We start from the raw sequence: 20,326 nt of genomic DNA, 5'->3' as shown, positions 1-20,326 counted from the left end.
GCTCACATCCGGAACACGCCGAAACGGGTGCGCTCGACGGGGGCGTTGAGGGCGGCGCTGAGGGAGAGGGCGACCACGGTGCGGGTTTCGGCCGGGTCGATGATGCCGTCGTCCCAGAGCCGCGCGCTGGCGTAGTAGGGATGGCCCTGGCGTTCGTACTGCTCCCGGATCGGGGCCTTGAAGGCGTCCTCCTCCTCCGGGCTCCAGGTGCCGCCGCGGGCCTCGATGCCGTCGCGGCGGACGGTGGCCAGCACGGTGGCCGCCTGCTCCCCGCCCATGACGCTGATCCGGGCGTTCGGCCACATCCAGAGGAAGCGCGGGCTGTAGGCGCGGCCGCACATGCCGTAGTTGCCGGCCCCGAAGCTGCCGCCGATGATGACGGTCACCTTCGGCACCGACGCGCAGGCCACGGCCGTCACCAGCTTGGCGCCGTCCTTGGCGATGCCCGCATTCTCGTACTTCCGGCCGACCATGAAGCCGGTGATGTTCTGGAGGAACAGCAGCGGGATGCCCCGCTGGCAGCACAGCTCGATGAAGTGGGCGCCCTTCAGCGCGCTTTCGCTGAACAGGATGCCGTTGTTGGCGATGATGCCCACGGGGCAGCCCCAGATGTGGGCGAAGCCGCAGACCAGCGTCGTGCCGTACAGCGCCTTGAATTCGTCGAACTCGCTGCCGTCTACGATGCGGGCGATCACCTCGCGCACGTCATAGGGCTTGCGCGTGTCGGTGGGGATGACGCCGTACAGCTCCTCCGCGGCGAAGCGCGGCTCCACGGGCGCGCGCAGGGCCACCTGCGGCTGCTTGCGCCGGTTCAGGTTGGCGACGATGCGCCGGGCGATGGCAAGGGCGTGGCGATCGTCGGCGGCGTAATGGTCGGTGACGCCGCTGCTGCGCGAATGCACGTCCGCCCCGCCCAGATCCTCGGCGCTGACCACCTCGCCCGTGGCGGCCTTCACCAGCGGCGGGCCGCCCAGGAAGATGGTGCCCTGCCCCTTCACGATCACGCTCTCGTCCGCCATGGCGGGGACATAGGCGCCGCCGGCCGTGCAGCTTCCCATCACCACGGCGATCTGCGGGATGCCGGCGGCGCTCATGGTGGCCTGGTTGTAGAAGATGCGGCCGAAATGATCGCGGTCGGGGAAGACCTCGTCCTGGTTCGGCAGGTTGGCGCCGCCGCTGTCCACCAGATAGAGGCAGGGCAGATTGTTCTCTGCCGCGATCTCCTGCGCCCGCAGATGCTTCTTCACGGTCAGCGGATAGTAGGTGCCGCCCTTCACCGTGGCGTCGTTGGCGACGACCACGCATTCCTGCCCCTCGACCCGGCCGATGCCGGTCAGGATGCCGGCGGCCGGCACGTCGTCGGCATAGACGCCGTGGGCGGCGAGCTGGCTCAGCTCCAGATAGGGGCTGCCGGGGTCCAGCAGGTGGCGCACGCGGTCGCGCGGCAGCAGCTTGCCGCGGGACAGGTGCTTCTCCCGCGCCGCCTCGCCGCCGCCCAGCTTGATCCGCGCCACCGTGGTCTTGAGGTCGGCGACCAGCGCGCGCATGGCCGCGTCGTTCTCGGCGAAGGCCGGGCTGCGGGTGTCGATGGTGCTGCTCAGCACGGGCATGGGCGTCCCTCCTGGCGCCGGCCCTGGGCTGGGATCAGCGCGGCCGGTCTCTTGTACGCCTGGGAATATCCGACCGCGCGGGAGCGGCGCAAGCAGGACGGACGGAACGCCGCCGGGGGTGTTGTGGTGGAATGCCGCCACAGACGGGACCCGCGATGACCGACCAGGACGCCCCCTTCCGCCGCACCCTCTACAGCGACGATCATGCGGTCCCGGAACCGGAGCCCTCCCCCCGCCTGCGCCAGACGGAGAAGAAGGATGTCCGCCGGATGTCGGCGCCCCGCGCCGCCGTCATCCACGAGGCGATCCGCAAGGAGGGGGAGGAACAGCTCGGCCGCCCGACCTCCGCCCTCGTCTGGTCGGCGCTGGCCGCCGGCCTCTCCATGGGCTTCTCCATGGTGGGGCTGGGCGCGATGCGGGCCGGCATGCCCGACGGGGCGGAGTGGGCGGGGCTGGTGGCGAGTTTCGGCTATGCCTTCGGGTTCCTGATCGTGATCCTGGGGCGGCAGCAGCTTTTCACCGAGAACACGCTGACGGTGATGCTGCCGCTGCTGCACCACCGGTCCTGGCGGGCGCTGCGGGCGATGCTGCGTCTCTGGGGGATCGTCTTCGCCTTCAACGTGGTCGGCACCCTGGCCTTCGCCTTCGTCGCCCACCGGACGGCGATCTTCGAGCCTCCGCTGAAGGAGGCGTTCGTCGATCTCGGCACGCATGTCGCCGGGTTCCCCTGGTGGACGACCTTCGGCAAGGCGGTGGTGGCGGGCTGGCTGATCGCGCTGCTGGTCTGGCTGCAACCGCTGTCGGGCGTCGCGCGCCCCTTCGTCATCATCCTCATCACCTACCTGATCGCGCTGCTGGATCTGGCGCACATCATCGCCGGGTCGGTGGAGGTGTCCTATGCGGCCTTCGCCGGAGCGATCCCCTGGTCCGAGGCCATGCTCGGCTTCATGGCGCCGACCCTGCTGGGCAATGTCGCGGGCGGGGTGGGGCTCGTCGCCCTGATCCACCATGCCCAGATCCGGGCGGAGATGTATGAGGATTAGGCCCGGCCGGAAACGGAACGGGGGCGGGCCCCGTCCGGACCCGCCCCCGCTCCCGTCCGTTACCGGCCGGGCGGTCAGCCGGCGCTGCCGTTGCCGGCGAACACCTTGCGGAAGAACATGGCCTGCGCCATGCCGGCATAGAACTGGTTGGTGCGCTTGCGGAAGCCGTGGCCCTCGTCCATCGCCAGCACGTACCAGACGTCGCCGCCGTTCTTGCGGATCTGCGCCACCATCTGCTCGGACTCCCCACGCGGCACGCGCGGATCGTTGGCCCCCTGGATGATCAGCATGGGCTTGGTGATCTTCCCGGCGTTGGTCAGCGGCGAGATGGCGACCAGATGCTCCCGCATCCTGGCATCGCGCTCGTCGCCGTACTCGACGCGGCGCAGGTCGCGGCGGTAGTCGGCCGTGCTCTCCAGGAAGGTGACGAAGTTGGAGATGCCGACCGAAGAGGAACCGCCGGCCAGCCGGTCGTTGAAGTGCGTCATGCTGGCGAGCGTCATGTAGCCGCCGTAGGAGCCGCCGACCACGACGACCCGCTTGGGGTCCAGGTCCGGCTGGGTGGCGATCCAGTCCAGCAGCGCCCCGATGTCCTTGACCGAATCCTCCCGCTTGAAGCCGTTGTCCAGGCCGACATAGGTCTTGCCGTAGCCGGTGGAGCCGCGGACGTTCGGCCGCACCACGGCCGCCCCCAGCTCGTTCACCCAGAACTGCACGCCGGAGCTGAAGCTGGGCCGGGTCTGGCCCTCCGGCCCGCCGTGGATGTCGATGATCACCGGCAGTTTCCCGGCAGCGCCCTGCGGCTTGTAGACGAAGGCCGGGATCAGGCGCGGCTTGCCGTCCACCTTGTCGAAGGTCGGGTACTGGATCAGGGTCGCATCGGCGAAGCGGTCCGTGTTCAGCCCGCCGACCTCGCTCCGGGTCCACTGCGTCACCGTGCGGCCGGCGACGTCGATGACGAACACGTCCGACGGCGCCGTCGGGCGGGAGACGGAGACGGCGAGCCGGGTGCCGTCCGGGCTGAAGCGCAGGCCGCCCACGGTGCCCTTGGGCAGGTCCGCCGCCGGCAGCGGCTTCAGGCTGGTCATGTCCAGCAGGTGCAGGGTGGAATAGCCGGCCTCGTTGACCGTGTAGGCGAGCAGCCGGCCGTCATGGCTCAGCTCCGCCTCTTCCACGTCCCAGGGCAGGTCCTCCGAGATCCAGCGGGTCTTGCCGCCGGCAAGGTCGTAGATGCCCAGCCGCTTGAACTCGCCCGCCTCGTCGGAGACGAGGACGACGCCCTTGCCGTCCGGCGTGAAGCCGACACCGGAGAGGTGGACATCGTCCATTTCCGGCTTCACGCGGGTCTTCTGCCCGGTCTTCACGTCCACGACCCAGAGCTGCGACCGCGCCACGGAGATCGACTTGCCGACCAGCAGCCTTCCGTCATCCGTGGACCAGGCGACCGGCCCCCAGCTCCCGGTCTCCGCCACCAGCGGCTCGGCGGTCGCCGCCTGCTCCGGCGTGGCGACGTAGACATCGGTGTTCCTGCCGTCGCGGCGGGTGCTGGCGAAGGCGACACGGTCCCCCTTGGACGACCACAGCAGGCCCTGGTTGCGCGACGTGCCGTCGGTGATCATGGTGACGGCGCCGGTCTTCAGGTCCTGGCGGAAAAGCTGGAACTGCTCGCTGCCGCCGCGGTCCCAGCTGTAGATCAGGTCCGCGCTGCCTTCCCGCGGGGAGAGCCGGCCGTTGGTGATCGGCTCCTCCTTGAAGGTGAGCTGCTGCCGCGCCCCCAGGGGCTGCATGACAAGGTGGAGCTGGTTCGTCTCCCCGAAGCGGGTGGAGATCAGCAGGCCCGTGCCGTCGGCCGTCCAGTCCAGCACACCGGCGGAGCGGGCGTTCAGATAGGCGCGGTAGCGCTCGGCCAGCGCCTCGTCCACCGCCGGCACGTCCTCCGTCACCAGCGTGCCGCGCTCGACCCGCTGCACGTCGCGCGCGTCCGCCGGCAGGGCGGCCAGGGCCAGCGGCAGCGCCGCCGTCAGGGCCAGGGCCAGGGTTCCGGCGCGCAGCCGCTTGTTCCACTCGATCATCATCATGCCCCCTTGGAAGCGTCCCGGTTTGGTCTTGCCGGGCGGGAGGATAGCAGGATCGGTTCCGGGCGCGAGGGGTGGCCCGGCCGCACGGGGCGGAATTGGTCCCTTCCCCGGCCCCCCGTCCGGACTCAGGCAGCGGCCCGCGCCTGGAGCACAAGCGGGTCCATCACCCGGAACCAGAGCGGTGGCACCATCGCCAGCAGCGCCATGCCCGGATAGCCGAACGGCATCCGCATGGCGTCCAGATCGTCCACCAGTTCGGGGAAGGCCTTGCCGGGCCAGCGGTGATGCTCGGCATGCAGGCCCAGATTGAAGGTGGTCCAGTTGGTCAGGCGGTGGGCGGAGTTCCAGCTGTGGCGGGCACCGATCCGTTCCCAGCCGCCGCGCCCGTCGGGCCGGCGTTGCAGGCCGTAATGCTCGATGTAGCCGGTGGTCATCAGGAGCTGCACGGCGATCCAGGCCTGGATCACGAAGAACAGCAGCCCCGGCAGCCCGGCCCACAGGGTGACGCCGACCAGCAGCGCCCCCTGGATCACAGCGTAGTGCAGGTTGCGGTTCCGCCAGTGCCAGGGACCCATGCCGCGGCGGTGCAGCCGCTCCCGCTCCAGCCGCCAGCTCTCGGTCAGGCCGCCCAGGACCGAACGGGGAATGTAGGCGTAGAGGCTCTCGCCCAGCCGGGCCGTCGTCGGATCGTCGGGTGTGCCCACGGTGCGGTGATGGCCGTGGACATGCTCGATGCGGAAGACGGCCCAGAGCACGAGCGAGGAGATGGCGACGCCCAGCCCCCGCTCCCACAGCCGCGGGCGGTGGATCAGCTCATGCGCGGCGGTCAGCCCGACGCTGCCCTGCACCAGCCCCACCGCCAGGGCGGCGCCCAGGAACTCCCAGAAGGTGAAGGCCCCCGCCGCGACCAGATGCAGGGCATAGGCCAGCAGCCCGGCCAGCAGCGGGAACATGGCCCACACCACCCAGCCCCCGCCGGTGCCGCCGTCGGGCACCCGGAAACGGGTCTCCTCCGGCAGCAGCAGGTCCAGCAGCGCCGCCAGTCCGGCGAACCAGATCACCGGCAGCAGCACCCACCAGCCGCCCAGACCCAGGCCCAGGGCCGCCAGCCCGGGGACGATGAAGGCGCCGAAGGCGTGCCCCAGCCCGCCGACCATGGCCGGCCTCACCAGCCGCCGGTTTCGAGCCAGCGTTCGAGCTGCCCCATCCGGTCCGCCCCCCAGAAGGGCTCGCCGTCCGCGATGAAGAAGGGGGAACCGAAGACCCCCTTGGCCACCGCCTCCTCGTTGGCGGCGCGCAGCCGCTCCTTCACCGTCGGGTCCTGGAGGCCCTCCGCCAGCGCCGCCGGGTCGATGCCGAGATCGGCCGCGACCTCCGCCACCGCCTCCGCCGGGCCGAGGTCGCGCCCCTCCCCCCAGTGCGCCCGGTAGACGGCCTGCGCCAGCAGCCGGGCAAGCTCCGGCCGGTCGGGCTGCAACCACCAGAAGGCACGGCAGGCGGCCAGGGCGGCGATGGGCATCCGCTCCGGAATGGTCAGCTTCACGCCCAGCAGGCGGGCGAAGCGGGGAACGTCGTGCAGCAGGTAGTCGCCGGCGAGCGGCCGCTCCATCAGGGGGCGCTGGCCGGTGACCTTGAAGACCGCCCCCAGAAGGATCGGCTTCCAGTCAACGGTGCGGCCGGCCCGCGCGCCCAGCGCATCGATCTGGGTCGCGGCCAGATAGCCGTAGGGCGAGGCGAAATCGAAATAGAACTCGATCGGTGCGGCCACGGCGTCCTTCCTTCCCGTCGGTCCCGGTCTCTTCGGTCCGGGTTTCGTCGGCGGAAGCGTAACGCCCGGACGGCGGCGGGCGCAACGGCACCCGCACGTCCGTCCTCAGGACGGATCCGCCCCGGGGAACGTCACCAGGGCAGTTCCTCCCCGCGGTAGCTGTAGAAGCGACCACTGTGGCCGATGCCGACCCCGGCCAGCACGCGGCGCAGCCCGGCCACGCTTTCCGCCGGCTTCACCGGGGCCTGTTCGCCGCCCATGTCGGTCTGCACCCAGCCGGGATGCAGCACGACGACCGCGATGTTGCGGTCGCGCAGGTCCAGCGACAGGTTCTTCATGCCCATGTTCACGGCCGCCTTTGACATGCGGTAGGCGTAGTAGCCGCCGCCGCTGTTCTCGGCGATGGAGCCCATCTGGCTGGTGACGGTCGCCGCCACCGGCTTCAGGGCCCGGGTCAGGTTCGGGGTCAGCGCCAGGGTCACCAGCACCGGACCCAGGGCATTGACCCGCAGCGTCTCCTCCCAGCCGGCCACATCCAGCGTGACCTGATTCTGCTGGTGCGGGTGCGGACCCATGATGCCGGCATTGTTGATGAGAAGGTCCACCACCTCCCCCTCCAGCCCGGCCGCGAACGCCTCGATGCTGGCGGGATCGGCGACATCCAGGCGGTGGACCTCGACACCGGACACGGCGCGCAGCGCCTCGGCCTTATCCGGGTGGCGGACGCCGGCGATGACGCGCCAGCCGTCGGCGGCGTACTGCCGGGCGAACTCCAGCCCGATGCCCCGGCTGGCGCCGGTGACGACGAGTGTGGGCATGTCCTGCTCCTCTCCGGTTGCGGAATCCCGCGGGTCCAGCGCAGGCTAACGCCCCCGTCCGCCGCTGTCATGCCCGCCGCAGGGCTTATGCCCCTGCGCCGCGCGGAGATCGGGTCCGGAGATCGGGTCCCGTGATGTACCGCACCACCGCCCGGACAGATCGTGCCGGGCGGTGGCGCGCCCCCCCGGGTCAGGCGACGGCAGCAGCCGGCGCCATGGCCGCTGCCAGCGTGGCGCCCCAGCTTCCGGTCGGGTCGCTGGCCGCCTGCCAGCCCATGGCGCCCCCGATGCTGCCGTAGATGGAGACCAGCGGGGTCACGATCTGGCTAGCGATGTCCGACACGGGCATCCAGCCGCTGCCGGCATCGTTCGGCCCCACCGGCTTGCCGATGACGATCTTGGTGTGGGGGATGCCGGCCGCGATCATCCCGGCGACGGAACCGGCGGAGGTGCCGAGGATGAAGGACGGCTCCTGGAAGTTGGGATTGTTGTAGTACTGGATATTGAGGAAATCGATCTGCGCCCCCACGGTGTCCATGATCTTGACATAGGCGCTGGACCAGCCGGGAAAGAAGTAAGGCGACTGCGGCGCGTGGGAGATCAGACGCGCCCCGGCCGGCAGCGTCCCGTAGAGCGCCTGGGTCAGATTGATCAGGAACTGCGTGCCGTCGTAGCCCGCGCTGCCCGTGAAGGCCGCGCTGTCCTCGAAATCAATGTCGATGCCGTCCAGGCCGTAGGTCTGGACCATCGCGGCGAGCTGGCCGGCGGCGGACTGGATGTTGCCCGCCATCTGCTGCCACTGGCCGGAGGAGCAGGCACCACCGCCCAGCGCCAGCATCACCTTCTTCCCGGCACTCTTGAGGGTCGGGATCTGGCCCATGACCGTGGCGGTGAGATTGCCGTCCAGCACCATGGTCCCGCTGGCGTCCGGCCGGGCGAAGGACAGGATGACATGGGTATAGGCGGTCGCGGCGAAACTGGAGAGCGACGTCGCGTTGCTGTTGTAGTAGATCACCAGACGGTTGGTCTCAGGTGTGGCACTGTCGAGCATGGCATCCTCCCCGAACAGGTTTCCGTTCGAGACATGCTACCATCAGTTGGTATAAGTGCCATGCCTTTTTCGCGGCATGATTCCGACAGGCGACCGCCATACCCTGGACGCCGCTCCCGCCCGGCTGTGAACAGGGGGCATGAAAAAGGCCACCGCCCCGTAACGGGACCGGTGGCCTTCCTCCAGGCCCCTCGCGGACGTCAGAGCCGCTCGACCGCCATGGCCGTCGCCTCGCCGCCGCCGATGCACAGGCTGGCGACGCCGCGCTTCAGCCCGTACTGCTCCAGCGCGTTCAGCAACGTGACCAGGATGCGCGCACCCGAGGCGCCGATCGGGTGGCCCAGCGCGCAGGCGCCGCCATGCACGTTGACCTTGTCGCGCGGCAGGTCGAACTCCCGCATCGCCGCCATGCTGACGACGGCGAACGCCTCGTTGATCTCGAACAGGTCAACGTCGCGGGCCTGCCAGCCGGTCTTCTCGAACAGGGTGCGCATCGCGCCGACCGGGGCCGTGGTGAACCAGGCCGGTTCCTGGGCGTGGCTGGCATGGCCACGGATGGCGCCCAGCACCTTGAGCCCGCGCCGCTCCGCCTCGGACCGGCGCATCAGCACCAGGGCAGCGGCCCCGTCGCTGATCGAGCTGCTGTTGGCCGCGGTGACGGTGCCGTCCTTGCGGAAGGCCGGCTTCAGGGTCGGGATCTTCTCCGGCTTCGCCTTGGCCGGCTGCTCGTCCCGGTCGATCACGGTCTCGCCGGCGCGGGTCTTCACGGTGACGGGCACCAGCTCGGCGGCGAAACGGCCCTTGTCCCCCGCCTCCCGCGCACGGCGCAGGCTCTCCAGCGCGTAGTCGTCCTGCTGCTCGCGGGTGAACTGGTAGCGGGTGGCCGTGTCCTCGGCATAGGTGCCCATGGCGCGGCCGCGGTCATAGGCGTCCTCCAGCCCGTCCAGCGCCATGTGGTCGTAGACCGTGGCATGGCCGTAGCGGTAACCACCGCGGGCGCGGTCCAGCAGATAGGGGGCGTTGGACATGCTCTCCATGCCGCCCGCGAGGCCGATGCCGATGGAGCCGGCGACGATGGCGTCGTGGATCTGCATGGCGGCCTTCATGCCGCTGCCGCACATCTTGTTGATGGTGGTGCAGGGCACCCGCATGGGCAGGCCGGCGCCCAGCGCCGCCTGACGGCCGGGGGCCTGGCCCTGGCCGGCCTGGAGCACGTTGCCCATGACGACCTCGTCGATCTCCTCCGGCGCGACGCCGGAGCGGTCGACGGCGGCCCGGATGGCGGCGGCGCCGAGCTGCGCCGCCGGCAGGGGCGACAGATCGCCCATCATGCCGCCCATGGCGGTGCGGGCGGCGGAGACGATGACGACTGGATCCTGTGACATGGCGTTCACTCCCGATGGTCCTTTCCCGATGGCTCGTGTCCAGGGGTGGTCGCGCGACGGGCGCGCGGGCGGACCCTAGCCGAAGGCCGGGGTCCGGTCGATGCCCGATGCGGGAGCCGCAGGGCGCCGGTCAGGCGGTGACCGGCGTCAGGCCGGGCGCGAGCGGTCGAGCAGCGAGGCGAAGGCGGTGCGGGCCAGCCGCTCCGCCCCCGGATGCCGCATCATCCGGTGCATGTGGGAGAAGCCGAAGGCGATGCCCGTCATCTCGAAGGCGAACAGCTCGGCATCCAGATCCCGCCGCAGATGCCCCTCCGCCACCGCCCGGCGGGCCAGATCGGTGGCGAAGTCGATGAGCTGCCCGTGCGTTCGGGCGACAAGGTCGCGCAAGGTTCCGGGCTTGTCGTCCAGTTCCTTCGCCGCCGTCTCCAGCGGACAGCCGCCGGGCGGCACCCCCTCCCGGATCCAGACGATCCAGCCGTCGAAGAAGGTTTCGATCCGCGGCAGGCCGCGGGGGCGGGCGACGGCGGGGCGCAGCACGCGCTCGGTGAACAGTTCCAGGGCCCGCTCCAGCACCGCCTGCTGCAACAGCTCCTTGGAGCCAAAATGGGCGAACAGCCCGCTCTTGGACATGCCCAGCCGGTCGGCCAGCGTGCCGATCGTCAGCCCGGTCACCCCCTCGGTGCTGGTGACGGCCAGCGCCTGATCCAGGATCGCGGCCCGCGTGCGTTCGCCCTTGCCCATGCGGCTACTGCACCGAACGACCGTTCGCCTGTCAAGAAGGCGGCTGACGTCCGGTCTGCGGAACCGCGAACACAGGCGACAAGCGCCGGGCGCGGGTGTATGCAGTCGCCGGGACAATTGCATCCAGGTCCGTCCATGTCCGCCGCTTTTCAGCGCCGCACCGTCGAACCCGGGGACATCATCTTCCGCGAGGGCGACCCAGGCGACAGCCTCTATGTCGTCGAATCCGGCCGTGTCGTCGTCTGGCGGGGCGACCCCGCCCATCCCACCCGGATCGGCACGGTGGAGAAGGGCGGCGTGTTCGGGGAAATGGCGATCTTCGACCGCAAGCCCCGCATGGCCAACGCCAGCGCGGAGGAACGCTCGACGGTGATGCGGATGCCGGCCAGCGTGCTGCGCGAAAGCCTGTACGGCGCCGACCCGCTGCTGCACCAGCTCGTGCAGATCCTGATCGACAACATCCGCCACATGGCCCGCCGCCTGGACGAGCTGGAGGGGCGCATCACCCCGCCCGACGCCCCGCTGCGCTGACGCGGCGGGAGCCGGCGCGACGGCGGCAAGCCGTTCCTCTTGTCCGCATTTCCCGCCGCCGCCGGGGAACATGGTCCGCCTGGACCGGTTCCCCTGTGCGCAACAGCGAAGCGGGGATGGGGAATGGATGCCGATGCGGTCGCCGGCACGGGCGCAGGCAGCACGGTCACGTCCGGGGCCGGCAGGTCCCGGCAGGACACCCCCGGGCGGTGGGCCGGTGACCGGACCTTCGTCCGCCGGGTCCTGATCGCCCTGCTTCTGGTCGGGCTGGCCGCGACCCTGTGGGTCGCGTCGCATGCCCTGCTGCTGCTGTTCGGGGCCATCCTGTTCGCCATCGCCATCCGCGGCCTGGCCGACCTCCTCCGCCGGGTCCTGCCTGTCGGCGAGGGGACGTCCGTCGTCATCGTGCTGCTGATCCTGCTCGCACTCGCGGGCGGCATCGGCTTCCTGTTCGGGTCGCAGATCTCGCAGCAGTTCAGCAAGGTCGCCCAGCAGGTGCCCGACAGCCTCCAGAAGCTGGAGGACGCCCTGCGCTCCACCGGCTGGGGCCGGCAGTTGCTCGGGCTGACAGGCGGTGTCCCGCTGACCGGCGGCGAGGTCCAGGACGGCGGACAGGGCGGGACCGCCCCCGACGGTGGCAGCAGCGGGGCCGGGCTGGGCTGGCTGGTGCGCCAGGCGGGGTCCGTCGCCGCCGCCATCACGGGTGCCCTGGGCGATCTGCTGCTGGTGCTGTTCGGTGCCGTCTATCTCGCCTTCCAGCCGGGGCTGTACCGTGCGGGGATCGAGAAGCTGGTGCCGGCGGACCGGACGGACCAGATCGGCCGCGCCCTGGACGCGACGGGGGGCGCCCTCTGGAAGTGGTCGGCGGGCATGCTGGTGGAGATGGTGCTGGTCGGCGCCATCACCGGGATCGGGCTCTGGCTGCTGGGGGTGCCCGCCCCGGTGGCGCTGGGGCTGATCGCCGGGGTGCTGGAGTTCATCCCCATCGTCGGTCCGATCCTGGCCGCGATCCCGGCGATCCTGCTGGCCTTCACGGTCAGCCCGGAGCTGGCCCTCTGGACGACGCTGTTCTACGTCGCCCTGCAACAGGTGGAGGGCAACCTGATCCTGCCGCTGATCCAGCGCAGGGCGGTCGCCCTTCCCCCGGTCGTGTCGCTTTTCGCTCTCCTGGTCTTCGGGTCCCTGTTCGGCGCCATCGGGGTGCTGCTTGCGGTGCCGCTCGCGGTCACGGCGATGACGCTCGTCCAGGTGCTCTATGTCCGCGACACGCTGGGCAAGCCGGTGCGGGTCGAAGGCAGCCAGGACGGGAACGGCTAGAGCGACTCCCGGAACAGCTCGCGGCCGATCAGCATGCGGCGGATCTCCGAGGTGCCGGCCCCGATCTCGTAGAGCTTGGCGTCGCGCAGCAGGCGCCCGGTGGGGAACTCGTTGATGTAGCCGTTGCCGCCCAGGATCTGGATGGCGTCCAGCGCCACCTTCGTCGCGTTCTCCGCCGCCATCAGGATGACGCCGGCGGCGTCCTTGCGGGTGATGCGGCCAAGGTCGGCCGCCTTGCCCACGGCATAGGCGTAGGCGCGGGTCGAGTTCAGCGCCACGTACATGTCCGCCAGCTTGCCCTGGATGAACTGGAACTCGCCGATGGGCTGGCCGAACTGCTCGCGCTGGTGGACATAGGGCACGACCACGTCCAGCGCCGCCTGCATGATGCCGATGGGGCCGGCGGACAGCAGCGCGCGCTCATAGTCCAGGCCCGACATCAGCACGCGCACCCCGCCGTTCATCTGGCCCAGCACGTTTTCCTCCGGGACCTCGCAGTCCTGGAAGACCAGCTCGCCCGTGTGGCTGCCGCGCATGCCGAGCTTGTCCAGCTTCTGCGCGCAGGAGAAGCCCTTGAAGCCCTTCTCGATCAGGAAGGCGGTGATGCCCCTGGGTCCCGCCGCCGGGTCGGTCTTGGCATAGACCACCAGCACGTCGGCATCGGGGCCGTTCGTGATCCACATCTTGCTGCCGTTCAGGACGAAGCGGTCGCCCCGCCGTTCCGCCCGCAGCTTCATGGAAACGACGTCGGAGCCGGCGCCGGTCTCGCTCATCGCCAGCGCGCCGACATGCTCGCCGCTGATGAGCTTCGGCAGATAACGCCGCTTCTGCTCGGGGTTGCCGTTCAGCCGGATCTGGTTGACGCACAGATTGGAGTGGGCACCGTAGGAGAGCCCGACCGAGGCGGAGGCGCGGCTGATCTCCTCCATGGCGACCATGTGCTCGACATAGCCGAGCCCGGCGCCGCCCCATTCCTCCTCCACCGTCACGCCCAGCAGGCCCAGGTCGCCGAACTTGCGCCAGAGATCCATGGGAAACTGGTCGGTGCGGTCGATCTCGGCGGCACGCGGGGCGATCTCGTCGGAGGCGAAGCTGCGCACCGTGTCGCGCAGCATGTCCGCGGTCTCGCCCAGACCGAAATCCATCATGGGCAGGCTGTTGGGGATCATGGGTCGTCTCTCCCGGAACTGGTTTTGCCGGGGAGACTAGCGGGGGGCCGGCCCGGATGAAAGTGGCCATGAAAAAGGGCCGCGGTGTCGCCACCGCGGCCCTTGTAGAGAGCACTGACCTGCCGGGATCAGAACTTCGCGTTCAGACCGACGGAGTAGTAACGGCCGATCAGGTCGTAGACGCCGGCGCCGGTCACGTACTTCGGCGGCTCGACATCGAACAGGTTGTTGATCGCCAGACGCACTTCGACGTTATCGGCAAGCATGTACGTCGCCGTGGTGTCGAAGCGCCAGTAATCGTCGACCTCCAGGATATCACGGCTCTCGACCGTGAAGTCGTTGTTGAACTTCGCACTGGAGAGATAGTTGGCCTGAACCAGCAAACCAACCTTGTCATAGGTGTAGTCGGCCTGGATCTGGAACTGGTGCTTGGACTGGCCGACCTCGCCGGCATCGCTGCCCAGATCGAAGCCCAGACCGGTAACCGACGTCTCCAACTGATGGATGTAGTAGTAGGAGCCGCCCAGGGCCAACTGACCGTAGTCGCCGAAATCGAAGTCGTAGTTCGCGGTGGCGGTCAGGCCGCTGAAGTTGGTGTAGCCCGCGTTGACATAGCCGGTCCGGATGAAGGTGATCTGGCCGATGTCGTCCTCGTTGATGAGGCCCGCGGAACGCGGCGTGCGGACGAAGCGGTCGCAGGCCGCCGACGGATAACCCGGATTGTCATAGCAAACCTGCAACAGCGCGGACGCCGACAGGTTCGTGATCGCGTCGCTGATCTCGATATCGACCCAGTCGACCGCGATGGTCAGGTCTTCCAGGAAGCGCGGATTGACGACCACGCCGACCGACCAGGACTTCGCCTTCTCGTTGGTCAGCGACGAATTGCCGGCCGTCTCACCCTGGATGGTGGCGGTCTCGATCCGCGACACGAACGGAGCGTTCGGATCGCGGCCGAGCGCCTCCAGCGCCGCACGGCAGTTCGCCTGACGGACAGCCGGGTTCGGACCAGTGCTCACATTGCGGGTAGCGCAGGGGTCGGTCGCCGTCGTGAACAGATCGGACTTCGGCAGGAACAGTTCCGTGATCGCCGGCGACCGGATCGATTCGGTCCAGTTGCCGCGGAAGGTGATGTCGCGGATCGGCGAGTACCGGCCGCCGATGGTCCAGGTGTCGTCACCGCCCGCCAGGCTGTTGTCGACATAGCGGATGGAGCCTTCCGCCTCCAGGCGGTGGACGAGCGGGATGCCCATGCTGTCATCCAGCAGCGGGACCAGCACCTCGCCATACACCTCCTTGGAAGTGTAGTCGCCCGAAACCGGGGAGATGGCGACCGTGCGACCGGCACCGGCGAGCGTGATCTCGCCCGGGTTGAAGTCGCCCTTCTCCTTGCGCCACAGGGCGCCGACACCGACCTGGAGATCGCCCGCCGGCAGGGTGACGACCGAGGTGTCGGCGTTGAACTCGACGACCTCCTGCGTGATGGCCGAGCGGGAGACGTCCCTGCCCGTCACATAGGCGATCGCCTCGGGGCTGGGCGAGCCGTTGCCGAAGATGTTCAGCGGCACGCAGCCGGCAGCCCGCGAACGGCAGACGGTCTGGCCCGTGACCGGATCGACAACCGCATCGATGGCGAGCGGGAAGGTCGCGTCCAGCACCTGCGTGGTGGTGAACTCGCCCTCGGTCTTGCCGTGGTTGTAGGACAGCGACCAGTTGACCGCGCGATCGGCGATGTCGAAGTCGCCGCTGAAGCCGGTCACGATGCGCTTCAGCTCGTTCTCGCTGCGGTTCTCGTTGCCATCGACCAGATCGAGATGGCCGCGGGAGAGGACGAAGGTCGTGCGGCCACCGGCAGACAGGACGGCACGGTCCGCGGGGGAGAGGAACGCATTGTCGGTCCGCATCGTCAGACCGGTACCCTCACCACTGAACAGGGGGGAGTTGTACACGGGCTGATTGACGTTCTCGTAACCGATCGTCTTCGAGTAGTTGCCTTCGACGAAGAAGCGCAGATTGTCGAGGATGTCGTAGTGACCCATGATCGCGCCGAGCTTGCGCTCGACCGGGGCCTGCAAGGACGTCACGGACGACAGCCGGAGCCCGTCGCCGCCGATGGCGACCGAGCCGGAGAAGATCTGGCCGGGGTTGAACGGAACCAGTCGGCCGTCCACGAACTGGGCCGGCACGGTCTGGCCCGGATTGTTCGGGTCCGGAATCCGGAAGAAGCGGCTGGTGATCGCGGCCGCGGAACCGCCACCCGAGTTGACGGTGAGCGGGATACCGCCGGCCGTGACGAGCGGGATGGTGCGCCCTTCGCGGTAGAGCTGCCCGGGAATGCCGTCGGCAGCTCCCGTATCCGCCGGATTCGGAACGAAGGTGATGTCCTGGGCCGTCCGCTTGCGGTCGGTGTACAGCAGGCCCTGGGTGTCGTTGTACTCGACCGCCAGGGCGATGTTGCCGCGATCGTTGTCGAAGTTCACACCGTAGGCGGCACGGACGCGCTTGTTCTTCGCGTCGTCATCGTCCGAGTTGCCGAACAGCAGGTCGACCTCGCCGCCCTCGTAATCGTCGCGCAGGATCACGTTGACGGTACCGGCGATGGCGTCCGCGCCGTAGATCGGCGCGCCGCCCACCGCGATCCGGTCGATCCGCTCGATGAAGGCGGTCGGGATCACGTTCATGTCAACCTGAAGACCCGGCCCGGCATCGCCGAACAGCGACGGGGCGCGACCCGCCACGAAGCGGCGGCCGTTCACCAGGGTCAGCGTGCGGGCAGAGCCCAGGCTGAACAGGTTGACGAAGTTCTGGCCGACGTTGAACGTGCTCTGGTCGCCGATCGGCGACACGGCCGTACCGAAGCCGGGGACATCGTTCAGCGCATCGGCGATGTTGGTGAAGCCGCGGCGGTCGATGTAGCCGATGTTGACCTCGACAGTCGGCTGAAGCACGTCGAACTGGGTACGGCGCAGGCGCGACCCGGTGATGACAATTTCTTCGACCTTCAGGTCATCCTTCGCAGCCGCCGCACCCGTCGCCTGGGCAACCTGAGCCTGCGCAACCTGGGTCGTCGGCTCGGCCATGGCTTCCGACCGGCCTTTCACAACGGCGTCCTGCGCGGCGGCATAGCCGGTCGTCATCAGGAACGCGGCAACGCCGGTCAGCAGCGCGGTCTTCAACCCGCGCGCGTGAACTCCCTGCTGAATGCTCATTGATGCCCCTTCGATTCAGTTGTGCCTGCGGCTCCCCACCTCCCGAGCGGGTATCCGCAGACCAGTTCGAAGGAGTTAGCCGTCGCCTTGCGCGGGTTGCAACGGCACCTGAGCGCGCAGGATTACGATTTCGTGTCGTGTTGCAATTTTGCAAAAGGTCGATCGATCGACAGGAAATTTCCCACCCGTCGGCAGGGGCCGCCGGACATCAAGCGCAAGCCTGCCGGCGCGCCGTTGCTGCGGCGCAATAGAAAGGGCGCCGCGGTTTCCCGCGACGCCCCCGTGGACATTCCAGGAAGGGTTGCCGCCCCGGTGGTCCGCGCGCAAGACGGCAGAAATCCTGGGGTTTGTTCGCGCTTACCGGCTCCGGGGCGGGAGGCGCGTCAGAACTCGGCGCGCATGCCCACATAGAAGAAGCGGCCGACCGGGTCGTACACGTCGGCCGCCGTTTCGGTGCCGGTGACGTTCGCATCGAAGGGCGAAGCGATCAGCGGCGGCTTCTCGTTCAGCAGGTTGTCGATACCGGCGAACACCGTGTAGCCCTCGGCAACCCGGTAGCGCGCCTGGATGTCATTGTAGATGTGCGAGCCGATCCGGTTGGACGGGAACTCCGATTCGTTGTCGATGTTCGCCGCCCCGATGTAGCGCAGGAGCCAACTGAAGGTCAGCGGTCCCTGGTCGTAGGTGGTCCGCAGGTTGAAGCGGTACTTGGAGAGCCCGACCGAACCGGCCGATTCGACCGGATCGGCATCTTCGAACGGCACGTTCTCGTTCTCGATCAGATAGGTGCCGATCAGGTTGAGGTTCAGCGAACCGTCGGCGAGGTCGAAACGGTAGTCGAGTTCGACGTCCACGCCCTTGGCCGTCTGCGTCGCCACGTTCTCCTGCTGCGAATTGATCTCCACGATCAGGCCGGTGGACGGATCGCGCCGGATCAGGTTGCAGAAGATGTTGTCGGGATAGGCCGTCTGCTGCACGCACTGGTCCACGGTGGTCTGCGTGCCGAAGCCCTGGATCGCGTCCTCGATGTCGATGTCGAAGTAATCGACCGTCAGCGCGAGGCCGGGAATGAAGGACGGGGTGAAGACCACGCCCAGGGTCAGGGTATCGGCCTTCTCCTCCTGGAGGCTGCTGTTGCCCGAATTGAAGCCCGGGATGGAGGAGAGGTCGAGCTGGGTCGGGTTGAAACCGCCGGCCGCCACCGCCTGCGCGATGCCGGGCGTGGCGAGGCAGTTCGCGGACACCGTGTCCGTCGCCCCCGCGGTGACACCGGCGCAGGGATCGTTGACCGAGACGAAGGTCTGCCGCGGCGGGGTGAACAGCTCACCGATGTTCGGCGCCCGCACCGCGCGGGACCAGACACCGCGGAGCCGGACATCCGGCACCGGCTGGTATTCGGCCCCGGCCTTGTAGGCCCAGACATTGCCGATGGTGCTGTAGTCGGCGTAGCGGATCGCGCCCTCGACGCTCAGGCTCTCGACGAACGGCAGGCCGGCGAGGATCGGGATCACCGTCTCCGCATAGGCTTCCCAGACGTCGTAGTCGCCGGCCGTGAAGGCGCTCTGGTTGCCCGAGCTGATGCCGGCGATGGACAGGGCGTCGGGCCGGAACTCGCTCTCCTCCTTGCGCCACTCCAGACCGACCGCCGCCCCCAGGGCACCGGCCGGCAGCTCCACCACGTCGCCGGACAGGAAGGCGCCGGCCGTCTGCTGCTGGATCGTGCTGTCGAAGGTGGAATTGGCCGTCACATAATCGAGACCGGGTCCGGTCGCCACGCCGGCTCCGAAGATGTCGAGGGGCACGCAGCCCTGGGCCCGGGCCAGGGCGTCGGAGCATTGCAGGGCGCCACCCGGCCCGACCTCGGCGTTAAGCGCCTCCTGCATGCGGACGACGTTGAACACGCCGGTGGAGATCTGGTCCTGGGTGACCTTGCCGAACTGGTAGTAGGTCTGCCAGTTCCAGCCGTTGGCCAGCTCGCCCTCGAAGCCGGTGGCGAAGCGGAAGGTCTGGCGGGTGATCTCGGATTCGCGCGGCCCGATCTCGTTGAAGCGGCGGGCAAACAGGATCTCGTCCGTGCCGGCCGGAATCAGCGAGCGCAGACCCGCCGGGATGAAGGGGTTGGTGACAGGGATCGACAGCACCGGTGCGTCGATGCCCACGCCGATCGTCGTGTTGTCACCGAAGGCGATCGGCTCGGAGCGGGAGCTGGTCTCGGTCCGGGCGTAGGTGCCTTCGAAGAAGAAGCTGACGTCCTCGACCAGATCGTAGCGGGTGATGGTGGACAGCAGATAGCGCTCGATCGGCACGGCGATCAGGCGGTCCTGGTTGCGGTTGTAGCCGTTCACGGCCGTGGCGAAGGGCGTGCCGTCCGGATTGCGGTTGCCGGCACCGGGGATGATGAAGCGGCCGCCGGGGCCGTAGGAGCTGAGCGCCGGGCGGGAGATCACGCCGTCGGCGGAAGAGAAGGCGTCCACCTCCGAGATCGAGCGGTCCTTGGACTCCACCTCGTTGGTCTTGTCGTAGGTGAAGTTGACGATGATGTTGCCGCGGTCCTCGGCGAAGTTGGACCCGAAGGTGGCCGAGGCGTTGTAGTTCTCGCCGTCACCCTCTCCGGTCACGCCGGTCTGAGCGCTGAAGGAGGCGCCCTGGAAATCGCGCTTCAGGATGATGTTGACGACACCGGCGATGGCTTCGGAGCCGTAGACGGCGGAGGCACCGCCGGTCACCACCTCGACCCGCTCGATGAAGTCGGACGGGATGGAGTTGAGATCGACCGAGGTCGAGCCCTCGATACCGCCGACATGGCGCCGGCCGTTCACCAGCACCAGGGTGCGATCGGTGCCCAGGTTGCGCAGGTCGACGAGGTTCAGGCCCGTGGCGCTGACCAGGAAGTTGGAGTTGGTCGTCGACACGCCGGGCACGCCGGCCGCCGGCAGTTCGTTGATCAGTTCGGCGGCGTTGGTGCTGCCCTTCAACTGGATCGTCGCCGCGTCGATCACCTGCACCGGCGTCGGCGCCGTCAGGTTCGAGCGCTGGATGCGGGAGCCGGTGACGACGATCTCCTCGATCCCGCCGCCCTGGGTCCCCTCCTGGGCCAGGGCGGGCAGCGCGGTCAGCGGAACGGCGAGGGCCACCAGGGCGGCGCTGGCCAGGCAGCGGCGGCGCAGGGCGCCCTCCAGTCCGTTGTCGGTCAAGCGGGTGCGGGTCTTCACTCTCGGTTCCTTTCCTTGCCCCACGGCGCGGGGGCCGGCCCCCGCAGTCGCCGGCCGGATAGCAGAGAGCTTAAAGAAACCGCAATGAACCCTTCCGGGTAAAAGTCACCGCCATTCAATAGCGTGACAAATCCGCTTCACCCGAAATCGCAGAATATATGGTGGTTATGAATTATAGCATATCACTTTCATTTTAATCGACGCATCGATCCTCAATGGACGGCGCGCCGCCACCCGGATCAGCCGGAACCCATGTTTTATTCAAGAGAACGGTCACGAGACAGGACGACAGCATCCTCTGCCGGAACGCGCGCATCACCACCGTCCCGCCGGACGGTCTAGAGCATTTCCGTTTTATACGGAAGCATATCCTGAGTTGCTGAGATAGTTGGCG

The 20,326-nt window shown here is 68.7% G+C and carries 14 protein-coding genes; 3 read left to right on the top strand and 11 right to left on the bottom strand.

Annotated elements, in window-relative coordinates:
* Window positions 1–2 precede the first annotated feature (2 nt).
* A complete protein-coding gene (locus ACFQPS_RS19980) occupies window positions 3–1,610 on the bottom strand; it encodes a carboxyl transferase domain-containing protein (RefSeq protein WP_377361102.1) in 1,608 nt (535 codons plus the stop codon).
* A gap of 155 nt (window positions 1,611–1,765) precedes the next feature.
* Between ACFQPS_RS19980 and ACFQPS_RS19975 the strand changes: the two genes are divergently transcribed.
* Window positions 1,766–2,653: a formate/nitrite transporter family protein gene (locus ACFQPS_RS19975; RefSeq protein WP_377361101.1), complete on the top strand. Its 888-nt coding sequence runs from the start codon at window positions 1,766–1,768 to the stop codon at window positions 2,651–2,653.
* A 74-nt stretch (window positions 2,654–2,727) separates the two neighbouring features.
* Here the strand turns inward: ACFQPS_RS19975 and ACFQPS_RS19970 are convergent, their stop codons facing one another.
* From ACFQPS_RS19970 to ACFQPS_RS19940, 7 genes are all read right to left on the bottom strand, one after another.
* Window positions 2,728–4,731 carry a S9 family peptidase gene (locus ACFQPS_RS19970; protein WP_377361100.1) on the bottom strand — a complete coding sequence of 668 codons (2,004 nt, stop codon included), beginning with the start codon at window positions 4,729–4,731 and terminating at the stop codon, window positions 2,728–2,730.
* A gap of 125 nt (window positions 4,732–4,856) precedes the next feature.
* Complete coding sequence (locus ACFQPS_RS19965) at window positions 4,857–5,888, bottom strand: alkane 1-monooxygenase (RefSeq protein ID WP_377361098.1); 1,032 nt, start codon at window positions 5,886–5,888, stop codon at window positions 4,857–4,859.
* An 8-nt stretch (window positions 5,889–5,896) separates the two neighbouring features.
* Complete coding sequence (locus ACFQPS_RS19960; protein ID WP_377361097.1) at window positions 5,897–6,499, bottom strand: 2-hydroxychromene-2-carboxylate isomerase; 603 nt, start codon at window positions 6,497–6,499, stop codon at window positions 5,897–5,899.
* A 131-nt stretch (window positions 6,500–6,630) separates the two neighbouring features.
* Window positions 6,631–7,317: an SDR family oxidoreductase gene (locus ACFQPS_RS19955; RefSeq protein ID WP_377361095.1), complete on the bottom strand. Its 687-nt coding sequence runs from the start codon at window positions 7,315–7,317 to the stop codon at window positions 6,631–6,633.
* A gap of 190 nt (window positions 7,318–7,507) precedes the next feature.
* Complete coding sequence (locus tag ACFQPS_RS19950; RefSeq protein WP_377361094.1) at window positions 7,508–8,368, bottom strand: glycoside hydrolase family 18 protein; 861 nt, start codon at window positions 8,366–8,368, stop codon at window positions 7,508–7,510.
* Window positions 8,369–8,568: 200 nt separating this feature from the next.
* Complete coding sequence (locus tag ACFQPS_RS19945; protein WP_377361092.1) at window positions 8,569–9,753, bottom strand: acetyl-CoA C-acyltransferase; 1,185 nt, start codon at window positions 9,751–9,753, stop codon at window positions 8,569–8,571.
* 147 nt (window positions 9,754–9,900) lie between these two features.
* Window positions 9,901–10,494 (bottom strand): TetR/AcrR family transcriptional regulator, encoded by a 594-nt coding sequence (locus tag ACFQPS_RS19940; protein WP_377361091.1) that lies wholly within the window; start codon window positions 10,492–10,494, stop codon window positions 9,901–9,903.
* Between the two features lie 135 nt (window positions 10,495–10,629).
* Between ACFQPS_RS19940 and ACFQPS_RS19935 the strand changes: the two genes are divergently transcribed.
* On the top strand, window positions 10,630–11,025 hold the full coding sequence (locus ACFQPS_RS19935; protein WP_377361090.1) for a Crp/Fnr family transcriptional regulator: 396 nt from the start codon (window positions 10,630–10,632) through the stop codon (window positions 11,023–11,025).
* 123 nt (window positions 11,026–11,148) lie between these two features.
* Window positions 11,149–12,342 carry an AI-2E family transporter gene (locus ACFQPS_RS19930; protein WP_377361088.1) on the top strand — a complete coding sequence of 398 codons (1,194 nt, stop codon included), beginning with the start codon at window positions 11,149–11,151 and terminating at the stop codon, window positions 12,340–12,342.
* Here the strand turns inward: ACFQPS_RS19930 and ACFQPS_RS19925 are convergent.
* The 3 genes from ACFQPS_RS19925 to ACFQPS_RS19915 form a co-directional block, all read right to left on the bottom strand.
* Window positions 12,339–13,511 (bottom strand): isovaleryl-CoA dehydrogenase, encoded by a 1,173-nt coding sequence (locus ACFQPS_RS19925; protein ID WP_377361086.1) that lies wholly within the window; start codon window positions 13,509–13,511, stop codon window positions 12,339–12,341. The two genes, ACFQPS_RS19930 and ACFQPS_RS19925, sit on opposite strands and share 4 nt — an antisense overlap.
* Window positions 13,512–13,639: 128 nt before the next feature.
* Window positions 13,640–16,720: a TonB-dependent receptor domain-containing protein gene (locus ACFQPS_RS19920; RefSeq protein ID WP_377361084.1), complete on the bottom strand. Its 3,081-nt coding sequence runs from the start codon at window positions 16,718–16,720 to the stop codon at window positions 13,640–13,642.
* 383 nt (window positions 16,721–17,103) lie between these two features.
* Entirely contained in the window at window positions 17,104–19,932 is a 2,829-nt protein-coding gene (locus tag ACFQPS_RS19915) for a TonB-dependent receptor (protein ID WP_377361082.1), read from the bottom strand.
* Window positions 19,933–20,326 lie beyond the last annotated feature (394 nt).

The organism is Rhodocista pekingensis, assembly GCF_042665545.1.
GTDB lineage: Bacteria > Pseudomonadota > Alphaproteobacteria > Azospirillales > Azospirillaceae > Rhodocista > Rhodocista pekingensis.
Note: the sequence above shows the minus strand (reverse complement) of the source record. Positions and strands in the feature narration are given on the sequence as shown.

Coding starts and splice junctions, on each gene's coding strand:
- ACFQPS_RS19940 (WP_377361091.1), bottom strand. CDS start 10,494: ATGGGCAAGGGCGAACGCACGCGGGCCGCGATCCTGGATCAGGCGCTG.
- ACFQPS_RS19975 (WP_377361101.1), top strand. CDS start 1,766: ATGACCGACCAGGACGCCCCCTTCCGCCGCACCCTCTACAGCGACGAT.
- ACFQPS_RS19955 (WP_377361095.1), bottom strand. CDS start 7,317: ATGCCCACACTCGTCGTCACCGGCGCCAGCCGGGGCATCGGGCTGGAG.
- ACFQPS_RS19920 (WP_377361084.1), bottom strand. CDS start 16,720: ATGAGCATTCAGCAGGGAGTTCACGCGCGCGGGTTGAAGACCGCGCTG.
- ACFQPS_RS19935 (WP_377361090.1), top strand. CDS start 10,630: ATGTCCGCCGCTTTTCAGCGCCGCACCGTCGAACCCGGGGACATCATC.
- ACFQPS_RS19980 (WP_377361102.1), bottom strand. CDS start 1,610: ATGCCCGTGCTGAGCAGCACCATCGACACCCGCAGCCCGGCCTTCGCC.
- ACFQPS_RS19950 (WP_377361094.1), bottom strand. CDS start 8,368: ATGCTCGACAGTGCCACACCTGAGACCAACCGTCTGGTGATCTACTAC.
- ACFQPS_RS19965 (WP_377361098.1), bottom strand. CDS start 5,888: ATGGTCGGCGGGCTGGGGCACGCCTTCGGCGCCTTCATCGTCCCCGGG.
- ACFQPS_RS19925 (WP_377361086.1), bottom strand. CDS start 13,511: ATGATCCCCAACAGCCTGCCCATGATGGATTTCGGTCTGGGCGAGACC.
- ACFQPS_RS19970 (WP_377361100.1), bottom strand. CDS start 4,731: ATGATGATGATCGAGTGGAACAAGCGGCTGCGCGCCGGAACCCTGGCC.
- ACFQPS_RS19945 (WP_377361092.1), bottom strand. CDS start 9,753: ATGTCACAGGATCCAGTCGTCATCGTCTCCGCCGCCCGCACCGCCATG.
- ACFQPS_RS19930 (WP_377361088.1), top strand. CDS start 11,149: ATGGATGCCGATGCGGTCGCCGGCACGGGCGCAGGCAGCACGGTCACG.